The sequence below is a fragment of the Rhizobium sp. AAP43 genome (assembly GCF_001296045.1).
GTDB lineage: Bacteria > Pseudomonadota > Alphaproteobacteria > Rhizobiales > Rhizobiaceae > Allorhizobium.
Map to the genome: position 1 here is coordinate 1 of NZ_LJHS01000016.1, position 26,925 is coordinate 26,925.

The 26,925-nt window shown below is 59.2% G+C and carries 29 protein-coding genes and 1 tRNA gene; 19 read left to right on the forward strand and 11 right to left on the reverse strand.

What is annotated here, in order from left to right:
• Positions 1-233 precede the first annotated feature (233 nt).
• Entirely contained in the window at positions 234-1,214 is a 981-nt protein-coding gene (locus IP76_RS10585; RefSeq protein WP_054158188.1) for a 3'-5' exonuclease, read from the reverse strand.
• A 470-nt stretch (positions 1,215-1,684) separates the two neighbouring features.
• Positions 1,685-1,774: transfer RNA gene (locus IP76_RS10590), tRNA-Ser, on the reverse strand.
• Between the two features lie 177 nt (positions 1,775-1,951).
• Between IP76_RS10590 and IP76_RS10595 the strand changes: the two genes are divergently transcribed.
• The 10 genes from IP76_RS10595 (at position 1,952) to deoA (ending at position 11,293) form a co-directional block, all read left to right on the forward strand.
• The gene (locus IP76_RS10595) at positions 1,952-2,272 is read left to right on the forward strand and encodes a hypothetical protein (protein ID WP_245281438.1); all 321 of its coding nucleotides are present in this window, start codon (positions 1,952-1,954) and stop codon (positions 2,270-2,272) included.
• A 153-nt stretch (positions 2,273-2,425) separates the two neighbouring features.
• A complete protein-coding gene (gene msrA, locus IP76_RS10600; protein ID WP_054158189.1) occupies positions 2,426-3,085 on the forward strand; it encodes a peptide-methionine (S)-S-oxide reductase MsrA in 660 nt (219 codons plus the stop codon).
• 253 nt (positions 3,086-3,338) lie between these two features.
• Positions 3,339-4,331: a BMP family protein gene (locus IP76_RS10605; protein WP_054158190.1), complete on the forward strand. Its 993-nt coding sequence runs from the start codon at positions 3,339-3,341 to the stop codon at positions 4,329-4,331.
• 66 nt (positions 4,332-4,397) lie between these two features.
• Positions 4,398-5,918, forward strand: coding sequence for an ABC transporter ATP-binding protein (locus IP76_RS10610; protein WP_054158191.1), 1,521 nt, complete (start codon positions 4,398-4,400; stop codon positions 5,916-5,918).
• A 7-nt stretch (positions 5,919-5,925) separates the two neighbouring features.
• Positions 5,926-7,029, forward strand: a complete 1,104-nt coding sequence (locus tag IP76_RS10615; RefSeq protein ID WP_054158192.1) for an ABC transporter permease — start codon at positions 5,926-5,928, stop codon at positions 7,027-7,029.
• A 10-nt stretch (positions 7,030-7,039) separates the two neighbouring features.
• The gene (locus IP76_RS10620; RefSeq protein ID WP_054158193.1) at positions 7,040-8,011 is read left to right on the forward strand and encodes an ABC transporter permease; all 972 of its coding nucleotides are present in this window, start codon (positions 7,040-7,042) and stop codon (positions 8,009-8,011) included.
• 3 nt (positions 8,012-8,014) lie between these two features.
• Positions 8,015-8,407: a cytidine deaminase gene (locus IP76_RS10625; protein ID WP_054158194.1), complete on the forward strand. Its 393-nt coding sequence runs from the start codon at positions 8,015-8,017 to the stop codon at positions 8,405-8,407.
• A complete protein-coding gene (locus IP76_RS10630; protein ID WP_054158195.1) occupies positions 8,404-9,210 on the forward strand; it encodes a purine-nucleoside phosphorylase in 807 nt (268 codons plus the stop codon). Before IP76_RS10625 ends, IP76_RS10630 begins: the two co-directional genes overlap by 4 nt.
• Entirely contained in the window at positions 9,203-9,973 is a 771-nt protein-coding gene (gene deoC / locus IP76_RS10635; protein ID WP_054158196.1) for a deoxyribose-phosphate aldolase, read from the forward strand. The genes IP76_RS10630 and deoC overlap by 8 nt, the downstream gene beginning before the upstream one ends.
• Before the next feature lie 3 nt (positions 9,974-9,976).
• Positions 9,977-11,293: a thymidine phosphorylase gene (gene deoA / locus IP76_RS10640; protein ID WP_054158197.1), complete on the forward strand. Its 1,317-nt coding sequence runs from the start codon at positions 9,977-9,979 to the stop codon at positions 11,291-11,293.
• A 9-nt stretch (positions 11,294-11,302) separates the two neighbouring features.
• Here the strand turns inward: deoA and IP76_RS10645 are convergent, their stop codons facing one another.
• The 7 genes from IP76_RS10645 to IP76_RS10675 form a co-directional block, all read right to left on the reverse strand.
• A complete protein-coding gene (locus IP76_RS10645) occupies positions 11,303-11,815 on the reverse strand; it encodes a TIGR02281 family clan AA aspartic protease (RefSeq protein WP_054158198.1) in 513 nt (170 codons plus the stop codon).
• Positions 11,816-11,940: 125 nt separating this feature from the next.
• Positions 11,941-12,570, reverse strand: a complete 630-nt coding sequence (gene upp / locus IP76_RS10650) for a uracil phosphoribosyltransferase (RefSeq protein ID WP_054158199.1) — start codon at positions 12,568-12,570, stop codon at positions 11,941-11,943.
• Between the two features lie 108 nt (positions 12,571-12,678).
• Complete coding sequence (locus IP76_RS10655) at positions 12,679-13,647, reverse strand: adenosine deaminase (RefSeq protein ID WP_054158200.1); 969 nt, start codon at positions 13,645-13,647, stop codon at positions 12,679-12,681.
• Positions 13,644-14,864 carry a phosphopentomutase gene (locus IP76_RS10660; RefSeq protein ID WP_054158201.1) on the reverse strand — a complete coding sequence of 407 codons (1,221 nt, stop codon included), beginning with the start codon at positions 14,862-14,864 and terminating at the stop codon, positions 13,644-13,646. Before IP76_RS10660 ends, IP76_RS10655 begins: the two co-directional genes overlap by 4 nt.
• Before the next feature lie 90 nt (positions 14,865-14,954).
• Positions 14,955-15,539, reverse strand: coding sequence for a TadE/TadG family type IV pilus assembly protein (locus tag IP76_RS10665; RefSeq protein ID WP_082352501.1), 585 nt, complete (start codon positions 15,537-15,539; stop codon positions 14,955-14,957).
• 26 nt (positions 15,540-15,565) lie between these two features.
• The gene (locus IP76_RS10670) at positions 15,566-16,198 is read right to left on the reverse strand and encodes a TadE/TadG family type IV pilus assembly protein (protein WP_245281443.1); all 633 of its coding nucleotides are present in this window, start codon (positions 16,196-16,198) and stop codon (positions 15,566-15,568) included.
• 114 nt (positions 16,199-16,312) lie between these two features.
• Positions 16,313-16,717 (reverse strand): pilus assembly protein N-terminal domain-containing protein, encoded by a 405-nt coding sequence (locus IP76_RS10675; protein ID WP_054158322.1) that lies wholly within the window; start codon positions 16,715-16,717, stop codon positions 16,313-16,315.
• Positions 16,718-17,214: 497 nt separating this feature from the next.
• Between IP76_RS10675 and IP76_RS10680 the strand changes: the two genes are divergently transcribed.
• The 9 genes from IP76_RS10680 (at position 17,215) to IP76_RS10720 (ending at position 26,123) form a co-directional block, all read left to right on the forward strand.
• On the forward strand, positions 17,215-17,397 hold the full coding sequence (locus IP76_RS10680) for a Flp family type IVb pilin (protein ID WP_054158203.1): 183 nt from the start codon (positions 17,215-17,217) through the stop codon (positions 17,395-17,397).
• Positions 17,398-17,521: 124 nt separating this feature from the next.
• The gene (locus tag IP76_RS10685) at positions 17,522-18,037 is read left to right on the forward strand and encodes a prepilin peptidase (protein WP_054158323.1); all 516 of its coding nucleotides are present in this window, start codon (positions 17,522-17,524) and stop codon (positions 18,035-18,037) included.
• A gap of 113 nt (positions 18,038-18,150) precedes the next feature.
• Entirely contained in the window at positions 18,151-18,957 is an 807-nt protein-coding gene (gene cpaB, locus IP76_RS10690; protein ID WP_054158204.1) for a Flp pilus assembly protein CpaB, read from the forward strand.
• Positions 18,929-20,536 carry a type II and III secretion system protein family protein gene (locus IP76_RS10695; RefSeq protein WP_082352494.1) on the forward strand — a complete coding sequence of 536 codons (1,608 nt, stop codon included), beginning with the start codon at positions 18,929-18,931 and terminating at the stop codon, positions 20,534-20,536. Before cpaB ends, IP76_RS10695 begins: the two co-directional genes overlap by 29 nt.
• 59 nt (positions 20,537-20,595) lie before the next feature.
• On the forward strand, positions 20,596-21,273 hold the full coding sequence (locus IP76_RS10700; protein ID WP_054158324.1) for a CpaD family pilus assembly protein: 678 nt from the start codon (positions 20,596-20,598) through the stop codon (positions 21,271-21,273).
• A gap of 31 nt (positions 21,274-21,304) precedes the next feature.
• Positions 21,305-22,594, forward strand: coding sequence for a CtpF protein (locus tag IP76_RS10705; RefSeq protein ID WP_054158206.1), 1,290 nt, complete (start codon positions 21,305-21,307; stop codon positions 22,592-22,594).
• Positions 22,595-22,618: 24 nt separating this feature from the next.
• Positions 22,619-24,106: a CpaF family protein gene (locus IP76_RS10710; protein ID WP_054158207.1), complete on the forward strand. Its 1,488-nt coding sequence runs from the start codon at positions 22,619-22,621 to the stop codon at positions 24,104-24,106.
• A gap of 4 nt (positions 24,107-24,110) precedes the next feature.
• Positions 24,111-25,124 (forward strand): type II secretion system F family protein, encoded by a 1,014-nt coding sequence (locus tag IP76_RS10715; protein WP_054158208.1) that lies wholly within the window; start codon positions 24,111-24,113, stop codon positions 25,122-25,124.
• A 12-nt stretch (positions 25,125-25,136) separates the two neighbouring features.
• Positions 25,137-26,123, forward strand: coding sequence for a type II secretion system F family protein (locus IP76_RS10720; RefSeq protein WP_054158209.1), 987 nt, complete (start codon positions 25,137-25,139; stop codon positions 26,121-26,123).
• 27 nt (positions 26,124-26,150) lie between these two features.
• On the opposite strand, the gene IP76_RS23100 is transcribed toward IP76_RS10720, so the two are convergent.
• The gene (locus IP76_RS23100; protein WP_156318542.1) at positions 26,151-26,312 is read right to left on the reverse strand and encodes a hypothetical protein; all 162 of its coding nucleotides are present in this window, start codon (positions 26,310-26,312) and stop codon (positions 26,151-26,153) included.
• Positions 26,313-26,385: 73 nt separating this feature from the next.
• Positions 26,386-26,847, reverse strand: coding sequence for a CoxG family protein (locus IP76_RS10725; protein WP_054158210.1), 462 nt, complete (start codon positions 26,845-26,847; stop codon positions 26,386-26,388).
• Between the last annotated feature and the right edge of the window lie 78 nt (positions 26,848-26,925).

Sequence of the window (26,925 nt, forward strand, 5' to 3'; positions counted from 1 at the left end):
GGATAAAGGCCGCCTGAATTCGAAGCTCTGCGGGAGGAGGTGCATCACTTCGATGATTTGAAGATAACCCAAATCCCCGCAGAATAAAGAGGCATTGCTGCACTGCAGCTATGCAAAAAACGCATTGCCCATTTTCGAAAAATCAAATTCGGGACGCGTGTCGAGCCAGAAGCATGCAGGCGCCTCATGCGATGGGAGTATACCTCTCCGTCCAGACCACACGGAAGCAGAGATCAGCCGCGAAAGCGATCAAAGGCCGTCAGGCGCCTGATCGGCGGATCGGCATCCTGAGAGCGGTAGATTTCGGCCCTGAGGTAGCGCAGTTCTTCGTCAAGGGCTTCCTCCCCCACTTCGATCCACCAGGATTTCGGACGGCCGTCGCTGCCGTCAGACCAGCGATAGCCGCGCGCCTTCAGGTGATCCTTCATGTCAAAGGGGCTGCTCTCCGCGAAGATCCGGACCCGCGATCGCTGGCTTGCCTGGTAAAGCTCGGCAAAGGCGGTGGACGCTGCTCCGTCGTCGTTTCGGGCGAGCACCTCCAACAGGGCAAAACAGTCATCCACGGCGCGGTGACCATCGTGAAAGTACCCGGCCTGGCCGATCAGATAAGCCAGCTTGGTGCCTTCATAGCCACGCGAAACCCAGGCGATCTCGGAATTGGAACACGCCCAGGCCTTGTCCGAGAACAGCGGAGAAAAGGCTTCGCAAAAGGGTCGGTCGAAACCCGCATTATGGGCGATCAGCAGGTCCGCCGGTTCGATCAGCGCCTGCAAGGCTGCAAGGTCAATCGACTGGCCGGACACCATATCATCCGTGATGCCGGTGATGCGCGTGATCTCGGCCGGTATCGCGACGCTCGGCTGCCGAAGGCCGCCGTAAATCCCAGTTATGTCGCCGATGGCACCATGCGCATCGAAGGTGAAGGCAATAGCGCCAATCTCGATAATCTCATCCTTGCGAGCGATCAGTCCCGTGGTTTCAGTGTCGAGGATAACCCCCTTGAGGGGATATTCCGGGCGCGGAACCGATGCGATTGCGCGTGGCTCAAGCTTGCGCAGGATGCGGTATCGACCGGTCCCGGACAGATGGTCGACCATTTCGGCTTCGCTCAAGGGGATAACTTGCGCTTCAGGTTGAGCAACCTTCGGCGCGACAGACCCGACACCCCGCCGACGGGGCGCCTGTTCTGAAAACATGTCAAACTGTTCTGCCATCGAAGCTGCTATCTTCCTGCCATCGCCAGGGCGCGTTCAAAACACGACCGGATCAGCAGATCAACCCTCTTGATCGTCGAGAAACTCCTGCAAGTCCTTGAAATACAACCATAACGCGCACGAATAGTCCCCACGTCGACAGGACGGCGTTTGCAGCAGCGGAGCGGTATCGGCCGGGTCTGCGCTCGACCAGACCAGATCTAGCCCGACCTCCTGCGGCTGCGCAAAGCGGCGGCTCAGGGCATGGTTGAAGGCGTAATCAGCGGTGACGTGATCAAGCCGTGACTGCCCATACCGATCTAAGGCGGATTTCTGTTTACACCGCTGCGGCCCATCAAGCAGCCCTCACAGCAGAGGGACCGAAGGCCAAAACCAGGAAGAAAAACCGAACCAATTCGGTCGAACCGATACCCAAGGCTGAACAAGTTAAAGGCGAATGATATGGGAAACCAGTCTGGAAAGACTGTAGATGGCGGACAGGGTGGGATTCGAACCCACGGTACGCTTTCACGCACACACGCGTTCCAGGCGTGCGCCTTAAACCACTCGGCCACCTGTCCAGGGGGGTCACGGTGCGAAAATGTCACCGTGTTGGTCGGGGCGGATATATACCGAGGAATTCTGAGGGATCAACCCAATTCTATCACAATTTTGACATTCAAGAACAATTCTTAATCGAGCAGTGATAATGCGGAAGCGGGTGCGGCGGCCCTTCTCTCTCTCAGCCGGAGTGTTTCATGGTGCGACTCTTGTTCAGGGTCTTGAGTTTTTCGGCGCTCTGCGTCGGTGTCGTCGCAGCGACCGTCGATTCGATCGCTTCTGTTTCCGCCTCTCGCGTGCTGCTGACACCGCTGGAGGCGGCATGGAGCGATGTTGCGCCCCAGTCCCTTCCAGCCCTGCAGGCGCTGGTGGAGATGCGCATCGGGCCGGCGGCCTGGACCGCATTCCAGAACAGCATCCTGCCGCAGCCGGCCTTTGTGATTTTTCTCGGCCTGTCCCTTGCACTGTGGATGATCGGCTACAAGCGGCCACAGCCGGCCGGGCGCTTTGCGGCCTGAACGGTCTTTTTATATCAGCCGCCTACTTCCGGCATGTCGCCTGGCGCCAAATTCCTGGGGCCGGCGAGGCCGCCACTTGCCGTTCCGGTTCCCGTTGACCACATTAGGGACAAGGAAAACGGGGCTGGCCGCCCCACAAAGAGGAGATTGCCAATGTTCCTCATCGACATGTTCAACAAGAAGACCGTCATGCCGACCGTCGAGAGCGCGCTGCCCGGACGCCCCGAACCGCTGGCTACGGCCGACATCCATTTCGTTTCCGGCCTGCCGCTCAAGGGCCCCTATCCTCCTGGGTTCAGGACCATCTATCTCGGCATGGGCTGCTTCTGGGGTGCCGAACGCCTGCTCTGGCAGACGCCTGGCGTCTATGTAACGGCTGCAGGCTATCAGGGCGGGATCACCCCCAATCCAACCTATCAGGAGACCGTAACGGGCCTGACCGGCCACACCGAAGTCGTCAAGGTGATCTACGATCCTTCAAAGATCACGCTTGAAGCCCTCCTGAAGATCTTTTTCGAGGCGCATGACCCGACACAGGGCATGCGACAGGGCAACGATATCGGCACGACCTATCGCTCGGCGATTTATGTGGAGAACGAGGAGGACATGGCACTTGCCCTGTCTGTCCGGGACCGCTTCCAGGCGGCTCTCGAAAAGGCCGGGCGAAGCAGCAGGATCACGACAGAAATCGCTCAGGCGGGGCCCTTCTACTTTGCCGAGGACTATCACCAGCAGTATCTGGCGAAAAATCCGAACGGTTATTGCGGTCTGCGCGGAACGGGGGTCTCCTGCCCGATCGAACCCGCAGCCTGAGAGCATCTGCTCAAACCGACGGCATAAATCCTATTGATCTGACTAGATTTTCGGCGTTTGGCACCGAAGATTTGGCCAGCTTGTGAATCTTTACCAGATGAAAAAAATCTGGTGAATTTTCGTACGAGCCATGCAAGGATGCAACCAGCCTGGACCTCCGGATAAGGAGGCGGCGGTTCCGCAGACATGCTCTTCGTCAGGGAGGGCTTGCGGGAGGACCCAACAAGATCAATAGCAACAACAGGGCTGCACCATGAAGAAAACCCTCCTCAGTCTCTTTGCCTTGGCTGCGATGTCGGCAACCGCGCTTGCGGCCGACGTCAAGCCGGCTCTGGTCTATGGCACTGGCGGCAAGTTCGACAAGTCGTTCAACGAAGCAGCCTATGCCGGCGCCGAGAAGTTCAAGACCGAAACCGGCATCGACTATCGCGATTTCGAGCCGACCAGCGACACCCAGGGCGAACAGGCGATCCGCAACTTCGCCTCGCGCGGCTTTAACCCGGTCGTCGCCGTCTCCTTCGCCTGGACATCGGCCGTTGAAAAGGTCGCCGGCGAATTCCCGGACACACAGTTCGTGATCGTTGACTCGGTTGTCGACAAGCCGAATGTCCGTTCGGTCGTCTACAAGGAGCATGAGGGTTCCTACCTCGTTGGCCTGCTCGCCGGTCTCGCATCGAAGAGCGGCAAGGTCGGCTTCGTCGGCGGCATGGACATCCCGCTCATTCGCAAGTTCGCCTGCGGCTACGAGCAGGGCGCACGGGCAGCCAATGCCAAGATCGAAGTGTTCCAGAACATGACCGGCACCACGGGTGCTGCCTGGAACGACCCGGTTCGCGGCGGTGAACTGACCAAGAACCAGATCGACCAGGGTGCCGACGTAATTTACGCGGCAGCTGGCGCCACCGGTCTCGGCGTTCTCCAGACCGCAACCGACAACGGCAAGCTCTCGATCGGCGTCGACTCCAACCAGAACCATCTGCATCCGGGTTCTATCCTCACCTCGATGGTCAAGCGCGTCGACCTCGCCGTGTATAACGCCTATGCCGATTCCAAGGCTGACAAGTTCACCCCTGGTCTGCAGGCTCTCGGCGTTGCGGAAGACGGCGTCTCCTACGCACTCGACGACAATAACGCCAAGCTGGTGACCGAAGACATGAAGGCCGCCGTCGAAAAGGCAAAGGCCGACATCATCTCCGGCACCGTGAAGGTGCATGATTACATGTCGGACAATTCCTGCCCGAAGTGATCTGAATTCCGGGCGCAGGGCGGCAAGTCTGCCGTCCTGCGCCTTTTTTATGTCCGGGGAAATGGAATGAACGCTCAGAGCCAGGCGCCGGCGATCGAACTGATCGGCATCGATAAGAAGTTCGGTGCGGTGCACGCCAACAAGAATATCAACCTGACGGTTGCCAAGGGCTCGATCCACGGCATCATCGGCGAAAACGGTGCGGGAAAATCGACGCTGATGTCGATCCTCTACGGCTTTTATCAGGCCGACAGCGGATCCATCCAGATTGCCGGCCGACCGATTACCATCAAGGACAGCCAGACCGCCATTCATGCCGGCATTGGCATGGTCCATCAGCACTTCATGCTGGTCGAGAATTTTACCGTGCTGGAGAACCTGATGCTCGGCGCCGAAGGTGGCGCTTTGCTCGGCAAAGGCACGGATGCCGTCCGCAACGGGCTGAAGAAGCTTGAAGAGGACTATGAACTCGAGGTCGATCCCGACGCGGTGGTCGAAGAGCTTCCGGTCGGTCTACAGCAGCGCGTGGAAATCCTCAAAGCTCTCTATCGTGGCGCCGAGATCCTGATCCTCGACGAGCCGACAGGCGTGCTGACACCAGCCGAGGCCGATCATCTTTTCAAGATCCTTGGCGTGCTGCGCGACCAGGGCAAGACTGTCATCCTGATCACCCACAAGCTCCGCGAAATCATGGCGATCACCGATACGGTCTCCGTCATGCGTCGTGGCGAGATCGTTGCGACACGCAAAACGACCGAAACAACCGTCGAGGAACTGGCTGAGCTGATGGTCGGCCGCCGGGTTCTCCTGCATGTCGAGAAGAAGCCGGCCAATCCGGGCGAGGTTTTCCTCTCCGTGCGCAACCTCACGGTCAAAGACAGTCGTGGCGTCGTGATGGTCGACAATGTCTCCTTTGACGTAAAGGCAGGCGAGATCGTCGGCATCGCGGGCGTCGCCGGCAACGGCCAGAGCGAGTTGCTGGAAGCCATTACCGGGATCCGCAAACCGACATCGGGCGAGATCTGGATCAACGGGCAGAATGTGGCAGGTCTGGACCCTGCGGAACTGCGCGGTATCGGCGTCGCACACATTCCCGAAGACCGTCATCACATGGGCCTCGTGCTGCCATTTGAAGAGAGCCAGAACGCCATTCTCGGCTATCACCGCGACGAGCGCTATGGACGTGGCCCGTTCCTCGATCCCGATCTTATTCGCAAGGCGGCCGAAGACGAGATTGCGAAATACGATATCCGCCCGCCGAACCCACGGCTGAAAACGGCCAATTTCTCGGGTGGCAACCAGCAGAAGATCGTCGTTGCGCGCGAGATCGAGCGTGATCCGAAACTTCTGGTCGTCGGTCAGCCGACGCGCGGCGTCGATATCGGCGCCATCGAATTCATTCACAAGCGGATCGTGGAGACGCGGGATGCCGGCAAGGCCGTGCTGCTCGTGTCGGTCGAACTCGACGAGATCCGCTCGCTCTCAGACCGAATCCTGGTGATGTTCGCCGGCAAGGTCGTCGGCGAGAAGACGCCGGACACTGGCGAACAGACACTCGGCCTGATGATGGCCGGCATTGCCGCTTGAGGTTTTGATGAGCACTGCATCCGTACCCCTTCCGAACTGGATCAACTACGCACTGCTGCCGCTGATCAACCTGACGCTTGCCTTTCTTGTGTCGGGCCTCGTGGTCTGGATCATCGGAGAAAATCCCTGGGAAGCCCTGAAGCTGATGCTGGAGGGCGCGCTTGGGAGCGGTGAAGGCATAGGCTTCACGCTGTTTTACGCCACCAGCTTCATTTTCACCGGCCTTTCGGTGGCCGTTGCCTATCATGCCGGCCTGTTCAACATCGGCTCGGAAGGTCAGGCCTATCTCGGCGGCCTCGGGGCCGCACTTGCTGCCCTGTCGCTCGATCAGTATGTGCCGTGGTATGTGACCATGCCATTCGCGATCATCGCGGCGGCTTTCTTCGGGGCCGCCTGGGCCCTCATCCCGGCCTGGCTGCAGGCCAAGCGCGGCAGCCATATCGTCATCACGACGATCATGTTCAATTTCATCGGCGCGGCGCTGATGGTGTATCTCCTGGTTAACGTTCTCATTGTTCCTGGCAAGATGGCGCCGGAAACCCGGACATTCCTCGAGGGCGGTCAGCTGCCGAAGCTTGATTGGCTGATTGCGATGTTTGGCGGCAAGCTGGGACCTGCGCCATTCAACGTGTCCTTCATCATTGCGCTCGTGATGTGTGTGGTCGTGTGGGTCCTGATCTGGCGCACCAAACTCGGTTTTGAGATGCGCACATTGGGTATCAGCCGGTCGGCGGCGGCCTATGCCGGGATTCCCTATGTCAAGATCGTTCTGATCACGATGCTGATTTCCGGCGGCCTTGCCGGGATGATGGCGCTGAACCCCGTTCTCGGTGCCTCAGCGCGCCTGCAGGTGGAATTTGTCGGCGGCGCCGGTTTTGTCGGGATCGCTGTGTCGCTGATGGGTCGAAATCATCCGCTAGGCATCCTGCTCGCGGCCATCCTGTTCGGCGTACTCTATCAGGGTGGAGCCTGGCTCTCCTTCGACATGCCAAACATTACCCGCGAGATGATCGTGGTCATCCAGGGCCTCGTCATCCTGTTCGCCGGGGGACTGGAATTCATGTTCCGCCCGATGATCGTGCGTGTTTACCAGAAACTGACGAAAGCCTGAGGACGCGACCATGGATTCTTTCGACATGCTCATCAGCATCCTCGGCTCGACGATCCGCCTGTCGATCCCGTTGATCCTCGCGGCACTGGCTGGGCTTTACTCAGAGCGCGCCGGCGTCTTCGACATCGGCCTTGAAGGCAAGATGCTGGCCGCCGCTTTCGCTGCGGCCTGTGTTGCCTATTTGACCGGCTCCGCATGGCTCGGGCTGTTCGCCGGTATCGCCGTGTCGCTGGCGTTCTCGCTGATCCACGGCTTCGCCTCGATCACCACCCGAGGCAACCAGATCATTTCCGGGGTTGCCCTCAACTTCGTGGCGGCAGGCTTGACCGTTGTTCTTGGTCAAGCCTGGTTCGGCCAAGGGGGACGGACGCCGCAAGTGTCGGGTGAGGCCCGCTTCTCGCCGATCATTCTGCCGGGTGCAGAGACGATGCGCGACGTGCCGTTTATCGGCCCGCTCTATGCGAACGTGATTTCCGGCAACAATATTCTCACCTACATCGCCTTCCTGGCGGTGCCGATTTCCTGGTGGATCCTCTATCGCACCCGTTTCGGTCTGCGGTTGCGAGCCGTTGGCGAGAACCCGGGTGCCGTGGACACGGCTGGAATTTCGGTGGCCTTCCTGCGGTACCGGGCGGTCCTCATGGCTGGCCTGCTCTGCGGCATTGCCGGAACCTATCTCGCGATCGCGCAATCGGCCGCCTTCATCAAGGACATGTCGGCCGGCAAGGGCTTCATCGCGCTTGCAGCACTGATCTTCGCCAAATGGAAGCCGGTGCCTGTCATGTTCGCCTGCCTGCTGTTCGGCTTCCTCGACGCGCTGGCCAACTTCATGCAGGGCAAGTCGATCCCAGGGATCGGCGAAGTGCCGGTGCAGATTTTTCAGGCACTGCCCTATATCCTCACCTGCATCCTGCTCGCAGGCTTCATCGGTGCTGCCAATCCGCCGAAGGCCGGCGGCGTGGCCTATTCCAAGGAGCGTTAATCCATGGCTCATGATCTCTTTGAAGCCGCTCGTGATGCCATGAGTTTTGCGCATGCGCCCTACTCCAAATTTCCGGTCGGCGCTGCGATCCGCGCCGACGACGGCCGAATCTATACCGGGGCGAACATCGAGAACCTCTCGTTTCCGCAAGGATGGTGTGCGGAGCCGACCGCGATCGGCTGCATGATCATGGGCGGTGGTCGACGAATTGTCGAAATGGCCGTCATTGCCGAAAAGCTGGCGCTCTGCCCGCCCTGTGGCGGCTGCCGGCAGAAGATTTCGGAATTTGCTTCGGCCGATACGAAGATCTACCTGTGCGATGAAGTCGGCGTACAAAAGACAATGACGATGGACGAACTTCTGCCGCTTAGCTTCAAGACGGATGTCATCGGATGAAGGCGGCTGTCGATCTCCTTGTCGAGCGCCTCAACGGCTTGATGCCGCGCTACGGTATCGTTCTGGGATCGGGCCTTGGTTCTTTGGTAGAGGAAGTCCGCGATCCAATTCGCATTTCCTATTCGGACCTGCCGGGCTTCCCGCTCAGTGGTGTGTCCGGTCATGCGGGGGAGCTGGTTGCCGGCTATCTCGGACGCACGGCGGTGATCATGCTCGCAGGGCGCATGCATTACTACGAGCACGGCGACCCCAATGCCATGCGCAAGCCTCTTGAGGTTCTGGTAGGGCTCGGGGTCAAATCCCTGATCCTGACCAACGCGGCGGGCTCGCTACGCGAGGATATGCCACCCGGCAGCGTCATGCAGATTACCGACCATATCAATTTCTCCGGCAAGAACCCGCTGATCGGCGAAAGCAGCGACGGCCGCTTCGTCGGCATGACATCAGCCTATGACGCGACCCTCTCCGCTGCCATGCAGCGCGCTGCGATCGCCGAGGGCGTTCCCCTCGCCCAAGGCGTTTACATGTGGTTCTCCGGACCAAGTTTCGAAACGCCAGCGGAAATCCGTATGGCGCGCATTCTGGGGGCCGATGCCGTGGGCATGTCGACTGTGCCGGAGGTTATTCTGGCCCGCTTCTTCGGCCTGAGGGTTGCAGCAGCCTCCGTGATCACCAATTATGGAGCCGGCATGACCGGTGGCGAACTGAGCCACGAGGAAACCAAGGATATGGCCCCGATCGGTGGCAAACGTCTTGCGAGCATCCTCAAACGGATGATCGGCGGAGGAGAAGACATTGGATAATCAGGAACTGCGTGCGGTGGCCACGAAGGCGCTGTCGCTTCTCGATCTCACCAACCTCAAGGACGACTGCACGCCCGAGCAGATCGTGACCCTCTGTGGAAAGGCACAGACCGCATTCGGCCCGACGGCTGCGATCTGCATCTGGCCACGCTTCGTCATGCAGGCTCGCACGCTCCTCGGTCCATCGAGCCCCATTCGCATAGCTACGGTGGTGAATTTCCCATCCGGCGAAATGAAGATCGAAGACGTCCTGGCCGAAACGCGCGATGCCGTTGCCGATGGCGCGGATGACGTGGATCTCGTCATACCCTACCGCGCCCTGATGGCCGGCGACGAGATGGCTGTGAGCGCCATGGTTTCAGCCGTGAAGGCGGCCTCCGGACCGGCCGTCCTGAAGACCATCCTCGAAACCGGCGAGTTGAAGGACAAGAACCTGATCCGGAAGGCGTCCGACCTTGCGATCGCAGCTGGCGCAGATTTCGTCAAGACATCCACGGGCAAGGTGAGCGTCAATGCCACTCTGGAGGCTGCGGACATCATGTTGCAGTCCATTCGGGACAGCCGCAAGAAAGTCGGTTTCAAGCCTGCCGGTGGCATCTCCACGGTTGCCGATGCCGCTCTCTACCTGAGACTTGCGGACACTATCATGGGCGAAGACTGGGTCATGCCGTCGACCTTCCGCTTCGGCGCATCCGGACTGCTGGACGATATTCTTGCCGTTCTTTCCGGTGAGCGCTCCGTCACTGCAGCTTCGGGATACTGAAACATGCTGCCCCAGGAAATCATCCGTCGCAAACGTGACGGCGGTGTGCTCACCGCCGAGGAGATCTCCGGGTTTATTGAGGGCCTGTCGAACGAGACGATCTCGGAAGGCCAGGTGGCGGCCTTCGCCATGGCCGTCTTCTTCCAGGGCATGACACCCGACGAAATCGTAGCGCTGACGCTTGCCATGCGCGATTCCGGCGATGTCCTCTCTTGGGCAGGCGTTGGCAAGCCCGTCGCCGACAAGCACTCCACCGGCGGCGTGGGCGACAATGTCTCGCTGATGCTCGCGCCCATTGTCGCTGCCTGCGGGCTTGCCGTTCCGATGATTTCGGGACGCGGTCTTGGCCATACCGGCGGCACGCTGGACAAGCTGCAATCGATCCCCGGCTATGATGTGATGCCGGACAATGCGACCTTCCGTCGGACCGTCGACCGGGCCGGTTGCGCCATCATTGGCCAGACGGGCGATCTGGCACCCGCCGACAAACGTCTCTATGCGATCCGCGACGTGACGGCGACAGTCGAATCCATTCCCCTGATCACAGCCTCGATCCTGTCGAAGAAATTGGCCGCCGGGCTTGAAAGCTTGGTGCTGGACGTCAAGTTTGGCAATGGTGCCTTCATGGCCAAAACCGAGGATGCTGAGGCGCTGGCGCGCTCGCTGGTGCGGGTGGCGAATGGCGCCGGCGTCAGAACCACGGCGCTACTGACCGACATGAACGAGCCGCTGGCAGATTGTGCGGGCAATGCGATCGAAGTGCAGAACGCCGTGGATTTCCTCAAGGGCATGAAAACCGGCACACGGCTTGAAGAGGTCACCCTGGCCTTTGCAGCCGAAATGCTGGTCAATGCCGGCGTGGAATCAGACAGTGTAAAGGCCCTTGAGCGCTCTGCTGCCGTGCTCGCCTCCGGAGAGGCTGCCGATATCTTCGGCCGCATGGTGCATGAACTGGGCGGACCGGTCGATTTCATGGAGCGGGCGGAGCACTACCTGCCACGCACCAAGATTGACATCCCGGTGCCTGCAGCGGCCGATGGCTATCTCGCCGCATGCGACACCCGCAGTCTGGGACTTGCAGTCGTCACGCTCGGCGGCGGTCGGCAACGTCCGAGCGACGCGATCGATCACGGCGTGGGGCTATCCGGTTTCAAGCCACTGGGGACACGGGTTATGAAGGGCGAGCCGATCGCATTCGTTCAGGCGAATGACGAGGCAAGCGCGGCGCAGGCTGCAACGACAGTGCGCGCATGCTATCAGATTTCCGATGAAAGACCGGCGACAACGCCGGCGATAGGCCTCAGGATCGGCGCGGTTTAAGCGTCTTATTCACTGGATGAGACGCAAGGCACGCTTGTCAGCCGTGTAGGATGTCAGCTTCTTGAGAAAGCTCATCCCGATCAGCGTTGATGACAGCGCATTGTCCGGCAGGACGAAGGCGTCGACATCGCGGACCCGGACATTGCCGATTTCGACTTTGTCCAGCACCACGTGCGCCGCTTCAATCTGGCCATTGGCGGTGTCCACGGCGTGTTCGAAGTCCAGGGTCGAGGGCGGGAAACCGAGACGACGGGCCGTCGACACGTTGATCGCGACCAAGGATGCGCCGGTATCGATCATGGCATCGACGGCCTTCCCGTTCATTCGGAACGTGCCGGAGTAGTGGCCATTCTTACTCATGGTCAGCAATGTCTGGCCCGAGGTTGATGTCGATGCGGGCTCCACGGTTTGTTCCCTGCTCTCGCGCCGATCGAGATAGGCGTGGACATGCGTCGCAATTGTTGGCCATTGCGTGGCCGACATGGCGAGGAGCAGAACAGTGAACAGGGTCCGCGCGAACATCGGCACTCCGCTAGAAACGTTTCGCTGACGTTTGCACCGCTTGATCACCAAGTGGCTAACGCAGGCATGAAAACGGCCCGGAACTCGCGTACCGGGCCGTCAATCCTTGCGATCTGGTTAAGAAATCACTTCGTGCCGTACATCCGGTCACCAGCATCACCGAGACCGGGCATGATGTAACCCTTCTCATTCAGGTGGCTGTCGATCGAGGCGGTGAAGATCGGAACATCCGGGTGCACTTCATGGAAGTTCCGGATGCCTTCCGGGGCAGCAAGCAGGCAGAGGAAGCGGATGTTTTTCGCGCCGCGTTCCTTCAGCTTGTCGATCGCGGCAATCGAGGAATTGCCGGTGGCCAGCATCGGATCGACGACGATGATGAGGCGCTCGGCCAGGGCTTCAGGCGCCTTGAAATAGTATTCAACGGCTTGCAGCGTTTCGTGATCGCGGTAGACACCGACATGGGCGACACGCGCGGCCGGAACCAGTTCCAACATGCCCTCAAGCAAGCCGTTTCCGGCGCGCAGGATAGAGGCGAAAACCAGCTTCTTGCCTTCGAGGATCGGCGACTGCATCTCCGTCAGCGGGGTCTCGATGGTTTCCATCGTCAACTCGAGATCGCGGGTCACCTCATAGCAGAGCAGCGTCGAGATCTCGCGCAGAAGACGCCGGAAACTCGATGTCGAAGTCTCCTTGCGGCGCATGATCGTCAGCTTGTGCTGCACGAGGGGATGATCGATGACTGTCACGCCGTCCATGGTGAAACCTTCTTTTCTTCTTGTCTTCGGGTTACCCCTATTTTCACTTTCTCGCAGGCGGCTGCAAGGGCAGACGAGGAATTTAGCGCGTCGTCAACAGGGCTGCCGTCAAAGTCTCGCCAGGAGTTGCGCGCGAGTGCCCTCATCGACGAAAGCCGCTTCAATGGCCGTTCTGGTCATGGCGTCGATCTCAGCGTCGGAAAAGCCGAACACAGTCGATGCAAGATCATATTCGCGGGCCAGCGATGTATCAAAGAAGGGCGGATCGTCGGAGTTGATACAGACACGCACGCCGGCTTCAACGAAGCGGCGCAGCGGATGGCTTTCGAAGTCCGGATAGACCGAAAGCGCGATGTTCGATCCGGGGCAGACCTCAAGCACGGTTCCCAGATCGACCAGCCGCCGGACGAGATCAGCATCTTCGATTGCGCGGACGCCGTGACCAATGCGGGCCGGACGAACGAGATCCAATGCGTCCGCGACCGAGAACGCGCCGCAGACCTCACCCGCATGAATCGTCAGGCCTAGACCTGCCTCGCGGGCGATGTCGAAGGCGCGCGCATAGTCCGCCACCCGGCCCATGCGCTCCTCGCCCGCCATGTTGAAACCCGTGACAAGCGGATTGTCAGTACGGGCTGCATACTCCGCCGCGGCAATGACGCTTTCCGGGCCGAAATGGCGTTCTCCTGTGACAATGATGCGGGCTTCGATACCGGTCTTCGCCTTTGCAGCATGGATGCCGGCGGTGATGCCAGCGAGATAGGTGTCGGCGCCGAGACCGATGCGATCACCATGATCCGGCGAGACGATCAGTTCGCTGTAGATCGTGCCGACACCGGCGAGTTCCAGAAGATAGCTCTCGGTCAGGAGGGCATAGTCCTCCTCGGTGCGGAAAAGTGCAGCGACCTTGTCATAGGCTGCAATGAACTCGGCAAAATCCGTCCAGGCATAGCGTCCGTCCGTCATGAAGGTGGCGGGGTCGATGCCATATCGCTCGGCTTGCGCCAAAGCGAGTGCCGGTGGCGCTGCACCCTCGATATGGCAGTGCAGTTCGACCTTCTTCAGATGCAAGCTCACAGAAAACTCCGTCCATGGTGACCCGGCGCAATGCCGAGATGGGCAGCAATGGTTTCGCCGATATCGGCATAGGTGGTGCGCACCCCGATATTGCGCGAGCGGATTCCGGGGCCAAAACACATGATCGGCACCCGCTCCCGCGTATGATCGGTACCACGCCAGGTCGGATCGCAACCGTGATCGGCGGTCATCAGCACCATATCACCCGGCCGCATCTTGCGATGGACTTCGGGCAGACGGCGATCAAAGGCCTCCAGAGCAGCGGCGTAGCCGGGCACATCGCGGCGATGGCCAAAAAGCATGTCGAAATCCACGAAGTTGGTGAAAACGAGATCGCCGTCCTCGGCCTCCTCCATGGTCTTCAAGGTAGCGTCCATCAGCGCCATGTTGCCATTGGCCTTGATCATGCGCGACACGCCCTGATGAGCGAAGATATCGGCGATCTTGCCGACGGCATGGACCTTGCGCCCCGCTGCAACCAGGCGGTCCAGCAGCGTCGCCTCCGGCGGCAGGACCGAATAGTCGCGACGGTTGCCGGTCCGTTCGAAGGTCTGTGCTGTCTCGCCGACAAAGGGACGCGCGATAACGCGGCCGATATTCAAGGGATCGACAAGCTTGCGCACGATTTCGCAGAGTTTCAGCAGGCGCTCCAACCCGAAATGCCGCTCGTGGGCCGCAATCTGGAAGACGGAGTCGGTCGACGTGTAGCAGATCGGCTTGCCCGTCCGGATGTGCTCTTCACCAAAGCGGATGAGAACGTCGGTGCCGGATGCATGGCAGTTGCCAAGAATGCCCGGAAGCTCTGCCTCCCGGCAAATCGCCTCGACAAGCTCTGCAGGAAAGGCTTCCTCGCCGTGGGGAAAATACCCCCAGTCGAACATGACCGGCGTGCCGGCGATCTCCCAATGGCCGGAGGGCGTGTCCTTGCCCTTCGACACTTCGCTCGCCGCACCGTGAAGGCCAAATACCCTTTCGGGGATGGGCATACCCTCTGGCGGACGGCCCGTCGCCAAGCGAGCAGCTTCGATCAGGCCGAGCGCCGACATGTTGGGGAGCATCAGTGGGCCGCGCCGCAGCCCCTTCCTGTCACCGGCACCAGCGGCGCAGAATTCCGCGATATGACCAAGCGTGTTGGAACCGTCATCGCTATAGGCGGGGGCATCCGGCGCACCGCCAATGCCGAAGGAATCGAGAACGAAAAGAAACGCGCGTGCCATGCCATTTGACCTCAAGCCGGTGCCTTTATCGGCGCCGGCGGAAGGCATGATCAATAACGTCTGGACGATGTCTTGGCAAATGCCCGAGCGTCAGCAGTCACTGCACTCGATATCCTTGCTCAGACGCTGGCGGAAGAAGAATTCGCGCCCCAGAGTTAGTGTCTTGGTTGACGACCCGGTCAAGCCCGGAAGCCACATGAGCAGTTCGTGCGAGACGCTGAGCTCGGTGCGAACGAGGAAAATGCTGGGCTCGACGAGATCAGAAGGGATCGTCGGTGTGGAACCGACCACATAAGGGGCGACACCCGTCGAAGACCATGACCATGCAACCTTCGCGGCTTCCTTATCGTCGATCTTGATGCCGGTAATCTTGATCAGCAGGTCCTTCGAAGGATACGGGACAAACATCGCCTTGGCGACATCAGAACTGGTTGCAAGGGAAACCTTGGTGACCTTGTCTTCCCGAGAGATCAGATCGCCGATGGTGCTGGCGGCCATCGATGTCTTTTTCGAAATGCTGAGCCCAATCGTCAGTTCGAAGGCCATCAAATAGACAACTAGCAGCATAGGAGCGATCAGGGCAAATTCGACCGCGCCGACACCCTGGCGATCACGCCACAGATCCGTGAGCCGGTCGCAACACGCGCGCCACGAAGAGCTTTTGAATGGGGACATCGCGTTCTTGTATCCTGAAACCTTGGTCACGGATAATTCTCGTTCTTGAACGTGGTGGTGGCGACGATCAGAAAGTCGCTCGGCATCGACCCGTCGTCCGGGCGGATATTGGTGATGTAGGGACGGACCAGGTCCGTGATCACCTGCCAGCGGTAATAGGCGCGCAGCATGTTGATCGTATCGGGACCACCAGGGGTGAATTTGAAGCTGGTTGGATCAATGTCGGCAAATGCCGCTGTCGATTTACGTGGAATCGTCGTCGGGATCGCAGCGAAAGACGTAAACGTGCGGGCGTCGATGTAGAGCTTGCTCGGTGTTGAGACCTCGCCCGCTGAACATTTGATGATGATGCTGACTTCGTCGCAGAAGGCCTGACGGAACTGCGTGGCCGTCATATCGGTCGTACGACCCAGATTATAAGTGATCTCGCCTGTCCGCAGTTGCCGACCGAGATTGTTCACGGCATTCGTGATCAGCTGCTCCGCTGTGAAAGCCACGAAGGTTTCGACGATTGCGAAGATGATAATGAAATACGGTACGGAGAGTATCGCGAATTCGATTGCTGCGGAACCGTCCTGGGAGCGAGCAAGCCGCCTCAAGATTCGAGACCACCGCTGCTTCACACTGCGCCGTGAATCCTTATCGCTCGTGGAACACATCATTACATTTGCCCATATCGTCAGTCACATTGACGATATGGGTCAAGTATTGATTTTCCGTTGCGCGAATATTTAGATTCTTCCATGTGTCCGAAAGTGGACGCTTGGAACAGATCAAGGCGTGCCGCTGCCCTGGGCGTGCTGTTCGCAATTCGGGGTGCAGGACAATACTGTGCGCGCTGTCGACTTGAACACTCTCACAGTGTTCGATTCGTCGATAGACACTACAATACGCTCATCCAGAAGGGCGTTTCCATCGGAGTCCAAGAGAACAATGTTGGTGGAGCCGTAGGAACGACCGGTCACCACAATGGTGCGTGCATCGGCAACCGTTGCATCTGCCACATCGGAATTGCCGATGATGACCTTGCTCACCGGGCGATCCAGCTTCAGGATCCGGGCACTGTTCATATAGACGCGCAGAATATCTCCATCGTCGGCCAGAACGGCCGAACTCGCGAAGACAGAAGCGGCCGCACATACAAGCGTACCGATGACTGCGAGTGTTCGACGATGCATTGCAAACATACCTGTAGGTTCCGCGCGTATGAGAGGATCCCCAACAAGATGCCGCCTTTTGGTGAACGAAGGCTTAATCTCCCAATTGAGCAAACACGATGCAGAAAATGCCCATGGTTAAGCGTGCTCGCAGAGGTGCTCTGAGCAAGGCTCCATCCCCGCTTGGGGTCGATATGTCATGTTCCAGGACAAACCGGCGATGATAGACCCTATTCCGGGTGGATCCTAAACACTGAAGATACAAGGGTTTTTCAGGAGTGATTTTGACTGCCTTGAGAGGAGCCGCGAAACAAATCCAATCAAATCAAAGGCAGCGTCTCGAATTCGAGCGATCTTCCAAAGGCTTCATTTACCACACACAGGTGTTGTAGCTTTTCACGATCCGCTAACCGTCTTTCTTAAGTCGATAGCAATAGGCTGGCGATTAGGTTTTGGTCATCCGAGCAACGGGAACAGTTGCCGGCAGTGCTGATCAACCACGCGAGTAGGAGAATACCATGACCAAGATTTTCGCACGTTTCGTCAAGGACGAGTCCGGTGCAACCGCTATCGAATACGGCCTGATCGCCGCCCTCATCTCCGTTGCCCTGATTGCTGGCGCAACGACCCTCGGCGGCGCTCTGAACAACCAGTTCCAGGAACTGTCCACCAAGATGGGCGACGCGACTGGCAAGTACTAATTGCCGTCACAAACTTAACGGAAAGGCCGCCCTTTGGGCGGCCTTTTTGTTTGGAAGCAAACGCAGTCATATTTCCTGTTTGGAAACGAGTGTTCGGTAGACTGACCAAATTGGAGGTATGCGGATGCTCTCAGCCGTTGTTTTTCTCGTTTTGCCAATTTGTCTGGTGCTTGCAGCACTCACAGACTTTCTCGAGATGAAGATCCCCAATCGCATACCTTTGCTTTTGCTGGGAAGCTTCCTGCTGGTTGCGCCGTTCACTGGGCTTACGCTGACCGAATTCGGCTGGCACCTAGCGGCAGCGGCCATCGTTTTTTCGGTTTGCTTCACCTTGTTCGCAATCAACGTCATGGGCGGCGGAGACGCCAAGCTTCTGACTGCTGCGGCAATATGGTTCGGCCTCAACCATGCCCTCTTAGAATTCCTGATCGTAACCGCATTTTTTGGTGGCGTGCTCACCGTACTCATCATCATGCTGCGCGCGAATTGGGAGAAGTTTGCAGTTATCGGCGTTCCTCTTCCACAAACACTAATGGTGGCGAACAAGATTCCCTACGCCATCGCCATCGGTGCTGCAGGACTGATCAGCTATCCGCAGGCGCCGCTGGTGATTTCCACCATCAAGGGACTTGGACTCTGAGCGACCAAGAAACCGGTCATTAACCACAATTGTAAGCACTGCATTAACCATAAGTACACCAATTCCTGATCAATCTTGAGGGCAGAATTCACTGCGTCGCCCGAGGATCGTTCATGAAACCCGCCCGTCTCATCATACTTGCAGTCGCCGTCGTGGCCGCCGGGACGGCCGGGCTCCTTGCAATGCGTCTCAGCGGGGGCGGTTCCGTGGTGGTGCAGGAGGCCGTCGTCGAAAAAGAACCGACGGTCGACGTGCTCGTGATCGCGAAGAACCTGCCGGTCGGCTCGCGTCTCGATGATAGCTCCATGCGCTGGATGGCATGGCCCCAATCCGGCGTCGTCGATGGCTTCATCACATCGTCAACACGCCCTGAAGCCATGAGCGAGCTCACGGGTGCCGTAGTCCGGCTGCCGCTCTTCGAGGGCGAGCCTCTCCGCCGCGAGAAAGTCGCGGACTCCTCTTCCCGTATTCTGTCCGCACTGCTCCCCTCCGGAAAACGTGCCGTCTCGACCGAGATTTCCGTTGCAACCGGGGCCGGTGGCTTCATTCTGCCGAATGACCGAGTTGACGTGATCATGGTGCGCAAGGGAGAGCAGGAAGGCTTCCTGACAGAGACCGTCTTGTCCAACGTCCGGGTGCTTGCCATCGACCAGCAGATTGAAGAAGCGCCTGATGGTTCGCGCTCCGTTGTCGGCACGACCGCAACGCTGGAGCTGACACCCGACCAGACGAAGGTGATCACCGTTGCGCAGCAGATGGCGGATCGTCTGTCGCTTGCCCTGCGGTCCGTCGCCGATGCCCAGGAAGAAGATACCTCCGCCGCAGATCACCTGCTCAGCGGCGGCGATGGCCAGCCGACGATCCAAGTCATCAAATCCGGCACCGTGGTCAATGCCACTGCCACCGATACCATGCAGTGAGTGGGGACGCATCGTGAGCAAGTTGATCACCAATTTTCGCAGGTCCCTCACCGGAGGCTTGGCCTTTGCGGTTGCATTCTCGGGTGCCGCAAACCCGCTCAAGCAGACATTCCTCGATGTACCGGCCGTTCAGGCCGCACAGGAGAGCGTGCTTCGCATCAACAATTCCGGCCCCGGTACGCGGCGCACCGTCAAGCTCGGTCTGAACAAGGCGCTCGTTGTTGATCTCCCCCAGGATGCGCATGACATTCTCGTTGCCGATCCCGTCATGGCAGACGCGGTGACGCGTTCGTCGCGCCGCATCTATCTTTTCGGCAAGATGGTCGGCCAGACCAACATCTTCATCTTTGGCGCCAATGGCGAGGAGATTGTCAGCCTCGACATCGAGATCGAACGCGATATTGCCGGTCTTGAGACCAATCTGCGGCGCTTCATCCCGCAGTCGGACATCACCGTCGAAATCGTTTCCGACAACATCATCTTGACGGGAACCGTGCGCACGCCGCAAGACGCGGCTCGGGCGGCAAGCCTTGCCGAAGCCTTCCTCAAGGGCGGTGAAGCGACGACCCGCAACACGACCGCGACAAGCGAGAGCAGCGGCGATGGCGCGGTTGCGATCTATGCCGAAGACCGCCAGGAATCGCAGATCGTCAACCTCTTGACGATCGAAGGCGAAGACCAGGTGACGCTGAAGGTCACTGTGGCCGAAGTCAGCCGACAAGTCCTGAAGCAACTCGGCTTCTCCGGCAGCGTGTCTGACGGGTCCACCGGTATCAGCTATGCTAACCCCTCCAATCTCGGCAATGCGATCGACCCCACGGGCACGGCCACCATCAGCGCCGGCCTGGGCGGCGTCGGCGTTAATGCCTATATCAACGCCATGGAACAGGCTGGCGTCATGCGGACGCTCGCAGAGCCGAGCCTGACCGCGATTTCCGGTGAAGCCGCGAAGTTCTATGTCGGTGGTGAATTCCGCCTTGCGGCGCAGCAGGAAGTGACTGACGAAGGCGTCGAACGCACGATCAACAGTGTCGACTACGGAATCGAGCTGAACTTCCGACCCGTGGTTCTGGCTCCTGGCCGCATCAGTCTGAAAATCGAGACGAATGTTTCCGAGCCGACCTGGGAGGGATCGCAGGTCACCGGCAACACCTTCCTTGGAACACAGACAACAAACTTCAGCATTCCAGGCTCGACCTTCATGTCGATCCGTCGCCGTGAAGCGTCCACAACGGTGGAACTGCCATCGGGTGGCTCGATCGTGATCGCCGGTCTCGTGCAGGACAATATCCGCCAGGCCATGTCCGGCCTGCCGGGTCTTTCCAAGGTGCCGGTGCTTGGCACCCTCTTCCGCAGCAAAGACTTCCAGCGCAACGAAACCGAGTTGGTGATCATTGCGACACCTTATCTGGTTCGCCCTGTAGCCCGTGGCTCGCTTGCGCGGCCGGACGACAACTTCAACCCGGAAAACGATGGCGCGACCTTCTTCCTGAACAAGGTGAACAAGGTTTACGGCCGACGCGAAGCCGAAGCTCCGACCGGCCAATATCATGGCGCCGTCGGGTTCATCTACAAATGAGCGGGGTTCTGAAGAGCATGAGACAGACCAGCCCCAACAGCAGAGAAAGCCGCCAGACCATGGCATTCGCACGTCGTCCGATCCACACGCTACTCCTCGCCGCCATCGTTGTCGGCTGCCCGCTGGTGGTGACCGGCTGTGGTACGAACAAAGACAAGATGTCGACCTCAGGCATCCCCGATGATTATCGCACGCGTCATCCGATCATGCTGAGCGAAGTCGAGCATACACTGGACGTGCCCGTTGCCTCCGGCGACCGCGCCTTTACTGTCGGGGTACAGGATTCCATTGCCGGGTTCGCGGCCGACTATCTCGCAGCGTCGACGGGCACAATCCAGATCCAGCTCCCGCATGGCTCCCCGAATGCCGGGGCCGCAGCCGGTATGCGCAAGCAGATCCGCAACGTGCTTACGACCCGTGGGGTCCAGGCCAACCGCATCATCGAAACGTCGTACCCGGCTGGCGCATCCGGAGATGCTGCTCCGGTACGCCTCAGCTACGTGGCGATCACGGCTGTTACCAATCCTTGTGGCGAATGGCCAGAGGACCTTCAGAACAACACCTACAGCAATCGCAACTATCACAATTTCGGCTGCGCGACGCAGAGCAACCTGGCCGCCCAGATTGCCAATCCGATGGATCTCGTTACGCCGCGCGACGCAGCCCCGATCGATGCGGCACGCCGCTCTACGGTGATCGGACTTTATCGAAGCGGCGAAGACACATCGAGCGATTGAGGCAACCGGTGCTGAAGACAGGAACAGAAGCATGAGCGCGATCGACTACGAATTCGACACCGGAACATCCCCTGGCCGCGGTTATTCCGAAACCGTGGCCTCGGGCGATGTTGAGGCCTTGCGCCCCCTCCCCCGTATTTCCGTCCACGCATTCTGCGTATCCGACGCGTTCCACCGCGTGATGGACCAGTGCGCGGTCGATCGCCGGCTCGCACGTGTCAGCCTCCGCATCACGCATGGCAACATTGCCGCTGCTGCCAGCATGTTCGGCTCCACGCCAACACCCAACCTGATCATCCTGGAAACCGAATCCGCGCCGCGTGACCTTTTGAACGAGCTTGCGCCGCTGGCGGAGGTCTGTGACCCGAGCACCCGTGTCATCATTGTTGGACGGCACAACGATATTGCTCTCTACCGCGAACTTATTCGCAACGGGATCTCGGAATACATTGTCGCGCCTTTTTCCATGGCCGATGTCATGGGCGCGATTGCTTCGATCTTCGTCGACCCGGACGCAGAACCTCTTGGGCGGACCATCGCCTTCATCGGGGCAAAGGGGGGCGTCGGCTCTTCCACCATCGCTCACAACTGCGCTTTCGGCATCGCGTCATTGTTTTCCACCGAGACCGTCCTTGCGGATCTCGACCTGCCGTTCGGCACGGCCAATATTGATTTCGACCAGGATCCGACCCAAGGCATGGCAGAGGCCGTGTTTGCGCCTGAGCGGCTAGACGAAGTCTTTCTTGACCGCCTGTTGACCAATTGCGGACAAAATCTCTCCCTGCTCGCCGCACCGTCAATGCTCGATCGGGGTTATGACTACGAGCGCGGCGCCTTCCAGCCGATCCTTGATCTCCTCCAGCGCAGCACACCCATGACCGTGCTCGACCTGCCGCATACATGGGCCGAGTGGACCCGGGCTGTCCTCGGTGACGCGGACGAAATCGTGATTACCTGCGCACCGGATCTCGCCAATCTGCGCAACATGAAGAACATGCTCGACGCGTTGAAGAAACTGCGTCCCAACGACAAGCCGCCGCATCTGATCCTCAATCAGGTTGGCATGCCGAAGCGGCCCGAGATTGCCCCGAACGACTTTTTCGAGCCGCTCGAGATGGAGCCGGTTGCGATCATCCCCTTCGATGCGCAGCTTTTCGGCACTGCGGCAAACAGTGGACGCATGATCTCGGAGCTCGACGGAAAGGCACCGACCGCGGAGACGTTCTCACAGCTCGCGCATCTGGTGACCGGCCGCGCAACGATCAAAAAGCCGAAAAAGGCGGGCCTGGGCTCGCTGATTGAAAAGCTTCGCAAGAAATAACACGTGTAAGAACGGGTAGAGCTCATGTTTGGCAAACGCGGAAACGAGGGTTTCGGCAAGGGTGGATCGGGCGTTGGCACGATACCTCCGCAGGCTGCGCCTGCGGCGCCCGCAGCGCGACCTAGCAGCGCACCGCTTGAGCCCGGCAGTCCGGAGGCGAGCGCACGCCAGCAGGTTACGCCGCCACCGATGCAGACCCCGCAACGGAAAAAACCGCAGCGCACGGACGAGTATTACGACACGAAGAGCCAGGTTTTTTCGGCGCTAATCGATACGATCGACCTCTCGCAGCTCGCCAAGCTGGACGGCGAGAGTGCGCGCGAAGAAATCCGCGATATCGTCAACGACATCATCACGATCAAGAACTTCGCGATGTCGATCTCCGAGCAGGAAGAACTGCTCGAAGATATCTGCAACGACGTGCTGGGCTATGGTCCGCTCGAACCACTGCTGGCGCGCGACGACATCGCCGACATCATGGTCAACGGCTCGGGACAGACCTTCATCGAAGTGGCCGGCAAGACAATCGAATCGGACGTCCGCTTCCGCGACAATGCGCAGCTTTTGTCGATCTGCCAGCGCATCGTCAGCCAGGTTGGCCGTCGCGTCGATGAATCCAGCCCGATTTGCGACGCCCGTCTGCCCGACGGCTCCCGTGTCAACGTCATTGCTCCCCCGCTTGCAATCGATGGGCCGGCGCTGACCATTCGTAAGTTCAAGAAAGACAAGCTGAAGCTTGATCAGCTGGTCAAGTTCGGCGCAATCACGCCCGAGGGCGCCGAGGTCCTGCAGATCATCGGACGTGTTCGCTGCAATGTGGTCATCTCAGGTGGTACGGGCTCGGGCAAGACCACGCTTCTCAACTGCCTCACAGGTTACATCGACCTCGACGAGCGCGTCATCACCTGCGAAGATACGGCCGAACTACAGCTGCAGCAGCCGCATGTCGTGCGCCTCGAAACCCGCCCGCCGAACATCGAAGGCGAAGGCGAGATCACGATGCGTGATCTCGTCAAGAACTGCCTGCGTATGCGCCCTGAACGCATCATCGTCGGTGAAGTGCGCGGACCGGAGGTTTTCGACCTTCTCCAGGCAATGAACACCGGTCATGACGGCTCAATGGGCACCATCCACGCCAACACGCCGCGCGAGTGCCTGAACCGTATGGAATCGATGATCGCCATGGGCGGTTTCTCGCTCCCGGCAAAGACTGTCCGCGAGATTATCTCCGGATCAATCGACGTCATCATCCAGGCCGCCCGTCTGCGCGACGGTTCCCGCCGCATTACGCACATCACGGAAGTGCTCGGCATGGAAGGCGACGTGATCATCACGCAGGACCTCGTTCGCTACGAGATGGAGGGCGAAGATGCCAGCGGCCGCATTATTGGCCGGCATGTCTCGACTGGCATCGGCAAGCCGCATTTCTGGGACCGGGCCCGCTACTACAACGAAGAACGACGCCTCGCAGCGGCACTCGACGCGATGGAACAGAAATCCAAGGGAGTGTGAGGCGATGTTCGGTGTAGATCCGACAATCCTGGCAATCGTCCTGCTCGTTGCATTGTCAACGGGCGCCATTGCCTATGGCGCGCTCTATACCCGGATCGAGACCGATCGCAAGACGACGAACAGGATCAGCCGGGTCAAATCTGCCGAGACCGACACCATCAAGGTGAAGGCGGCGCGGGACCGTGTGCAGGAGATCTCCAAGCGGCGTAAATCCGTGCAGGACTCGCTGAAGGAGCTGGAGAAGAAGCAGGCTGAACGGACCAAGAAGCAGAATGAGCTGAGCCTCAAGGCTCGGCTCGGACAGGCAAATCTCTCCATTACACCCGTTCAATTCTATCTCTTCAGTGCTGCCTTCGGGCTTTTCGCGCTGATTTTCAGCTTCCTCGGCGGATTTTCGCCTCTCGTCATGCTCGGGGTCGTGGTCATTGCCTCGCTGGGTATTCCGCGCTGGTTCATCGGCTTTCTCATTAAACGCCGTCAGAAGCAGTTTCTTGAGGAGTTTCCGAATGCGCTCGACGTCATGGTCCGCTCTATCCGATCTGGCCTGCCGCTCAACGACGCAATCCGGATGATCTCGGCGGACGGCCAGGAGCCGGTGAAGACGGAGTTCCGCCGCGTGGTGGAATCGCAGCAATTGGGCCTTGGCGTGCCGGATGCGGTGGCGCGCATGCATCAATCGATGCCGCTGCCGGAAGTCAGCTTCTTCGCGATCGTTGTTGCCATCCAGGGTCAGGCAGGGGGCAATCTTTCGGAAGCCTTGAGCAACCTGTCACGGGTCCTGCGTGACCGAAAGAAGATGAAGGCCAAGGTTCAGGCCTTGTCCATGGAGGCCAAGGCTTCCGCTGCGATCATCGGGGCTCTGCCATTTATAGTGGCGCTGCTCGTTTACCTGACCTCGCCTGAATACATCATGGTCCTGTTCACGGATCCTCGTGGCCATCTCATCCTCGGCGGCTCAGCCGTCTGGATGAGCATCGGTCTGCTCGTCATGCGCAACATGATCAATTTCGATATCTAGGGAACGGCAGATATGAGCGACCAATGGGCTAAACAGGTCACGGACCCGACCCTGATCATCGCGGTCCTCGTGTCTCTCGCGGTCTTTGCGACATTCTACACGCTGGTCATGCCGCTTTTCGAGAAGGGCGACCTGAACAAGCGCATGCGTGCTGTTTCATCCGAGCGCGACCTGATCCGGTCACGCGAGCGCGCGAAAATGAATTCCGATGCATCACAGGGTCGTGCGTCGCTGCGCGCCACGAACAACCAGTCGGTCCGTCAGATCGTCGAGCGTTTCAATCTGCGCAAAGCGCTTGTCGACGACAAGACCGTCGACAAACTGAAAGCCGCCGGCCTTCGTTCGCAGAATGCGCTCAACATCTTTCTCGTTGCACGCTTTCTCTTGCCATTCGCCACGTTGACCCTGACAGGCATCTGGGTCTTCCTGCTGGGAAACCTCGCCGACAAGGGTATGCCAATGCGGCTGCTCGCCGTCATCGTCGGTGGCTATGTGGGCTTTTATCTGCCCAACATCTATGTCTCGAACAAGATTTCAAAGCGTCAGCAATCGATCAAACGCGCCTGGCCGGATGCTCTCGACCTCATGCTCATCTGCGTTGAATCCGGTATTTCGCTCGAATCTGCCATGCGACGCGTCGCTGATGAAATTGCGGAGCAATCAGCGGAACTCGCAGAGGAGATGGTTCTGACCACGGCCGAACTCTCCTTCTTGCCAGATCGCCGGCAGGCGCTGGAAAATCTCGGTACTCGCACACAGCTTGATAGCGTCAAGAACGTCGTCCAAGCCCTGATCCAGGCCGACCGCTACGGAACACCGGTCGCTCAGGCCCTTCGTGTCCTGGCGCAGGAAGGCCGTGACGAACGCATGAACGAGGCGGAGAAGAAAGCTGCAGCTCTACCACCCAAACTAACGGTTCCGATGATCCTCTTCTTCCTGCCCGTGCTTATCGCAGTTATTCTCGGCCCGGCCGGCATTTCTGTTTCAGATCGGTTCTGACAGAAAAGCTGACCAGGTATTCGGCCGTCAATGAACGGTCGCGAGTTCGTCACGCAGCAACTCAAGTGCGTCCTGCAGAGCTTCCACCAGGATATCGGTCAATTCGTCGGACTTGTTTTCCAGAAGCATGAGCTGGATCGCCATGTCCTGTTGTTCAAAGTACTGGTCCGGTCCTTCGGTCATCATCATGTCCCCTTACCCACCGAATCATTTCGGGTAAGGTCGAGCATCTGATGGTTGCCTTGTGCAAGGCTTTCTGCATTCAACCGGTGACATCGGCATGTCCTTCCACCACTGTGCGAAAACTGGCGAAGAACTCCCCTGCCAGCTTCTTTGAGGTCGATTCGATCAGACGGCTACCGAGCTGAGCGATCTTGCCTCCGACCTCCGCGCGAACGACATAGGTGAGGATGGTGGCATTCTCTCCATCTTCGGCCAGCGACACGTCAGCTCCACCCTTGGCGAAGCCGGCGAGGCCGCCCTTGCCTTCACCGGAAATGGTGTAGGCATGCGGCGGATCAAGGTTCTGCAGTTCAACCAATCCTTCGAACTTTGCCTTGATTGGTCCGATCTTCAGGACAACAAGCGCGGTCATGCTGGTTTCGCTCGTCTTCTCAAGCATTTCACAGCCGGGGATAGCCTGTCGGAGTATGTCCGGATCGTTCAACGCCTGCCACACCGTCTCAATCGGCGCTTCAATCCGTTCGCTTCCCTGCATGTCCATGCGTCTTCCTCCCTGGCAGACGGGCTCCCTCCCGTCCAGCGACAAAAGTGCATGCCTTCAGAGCGAGATGCAAGCGCT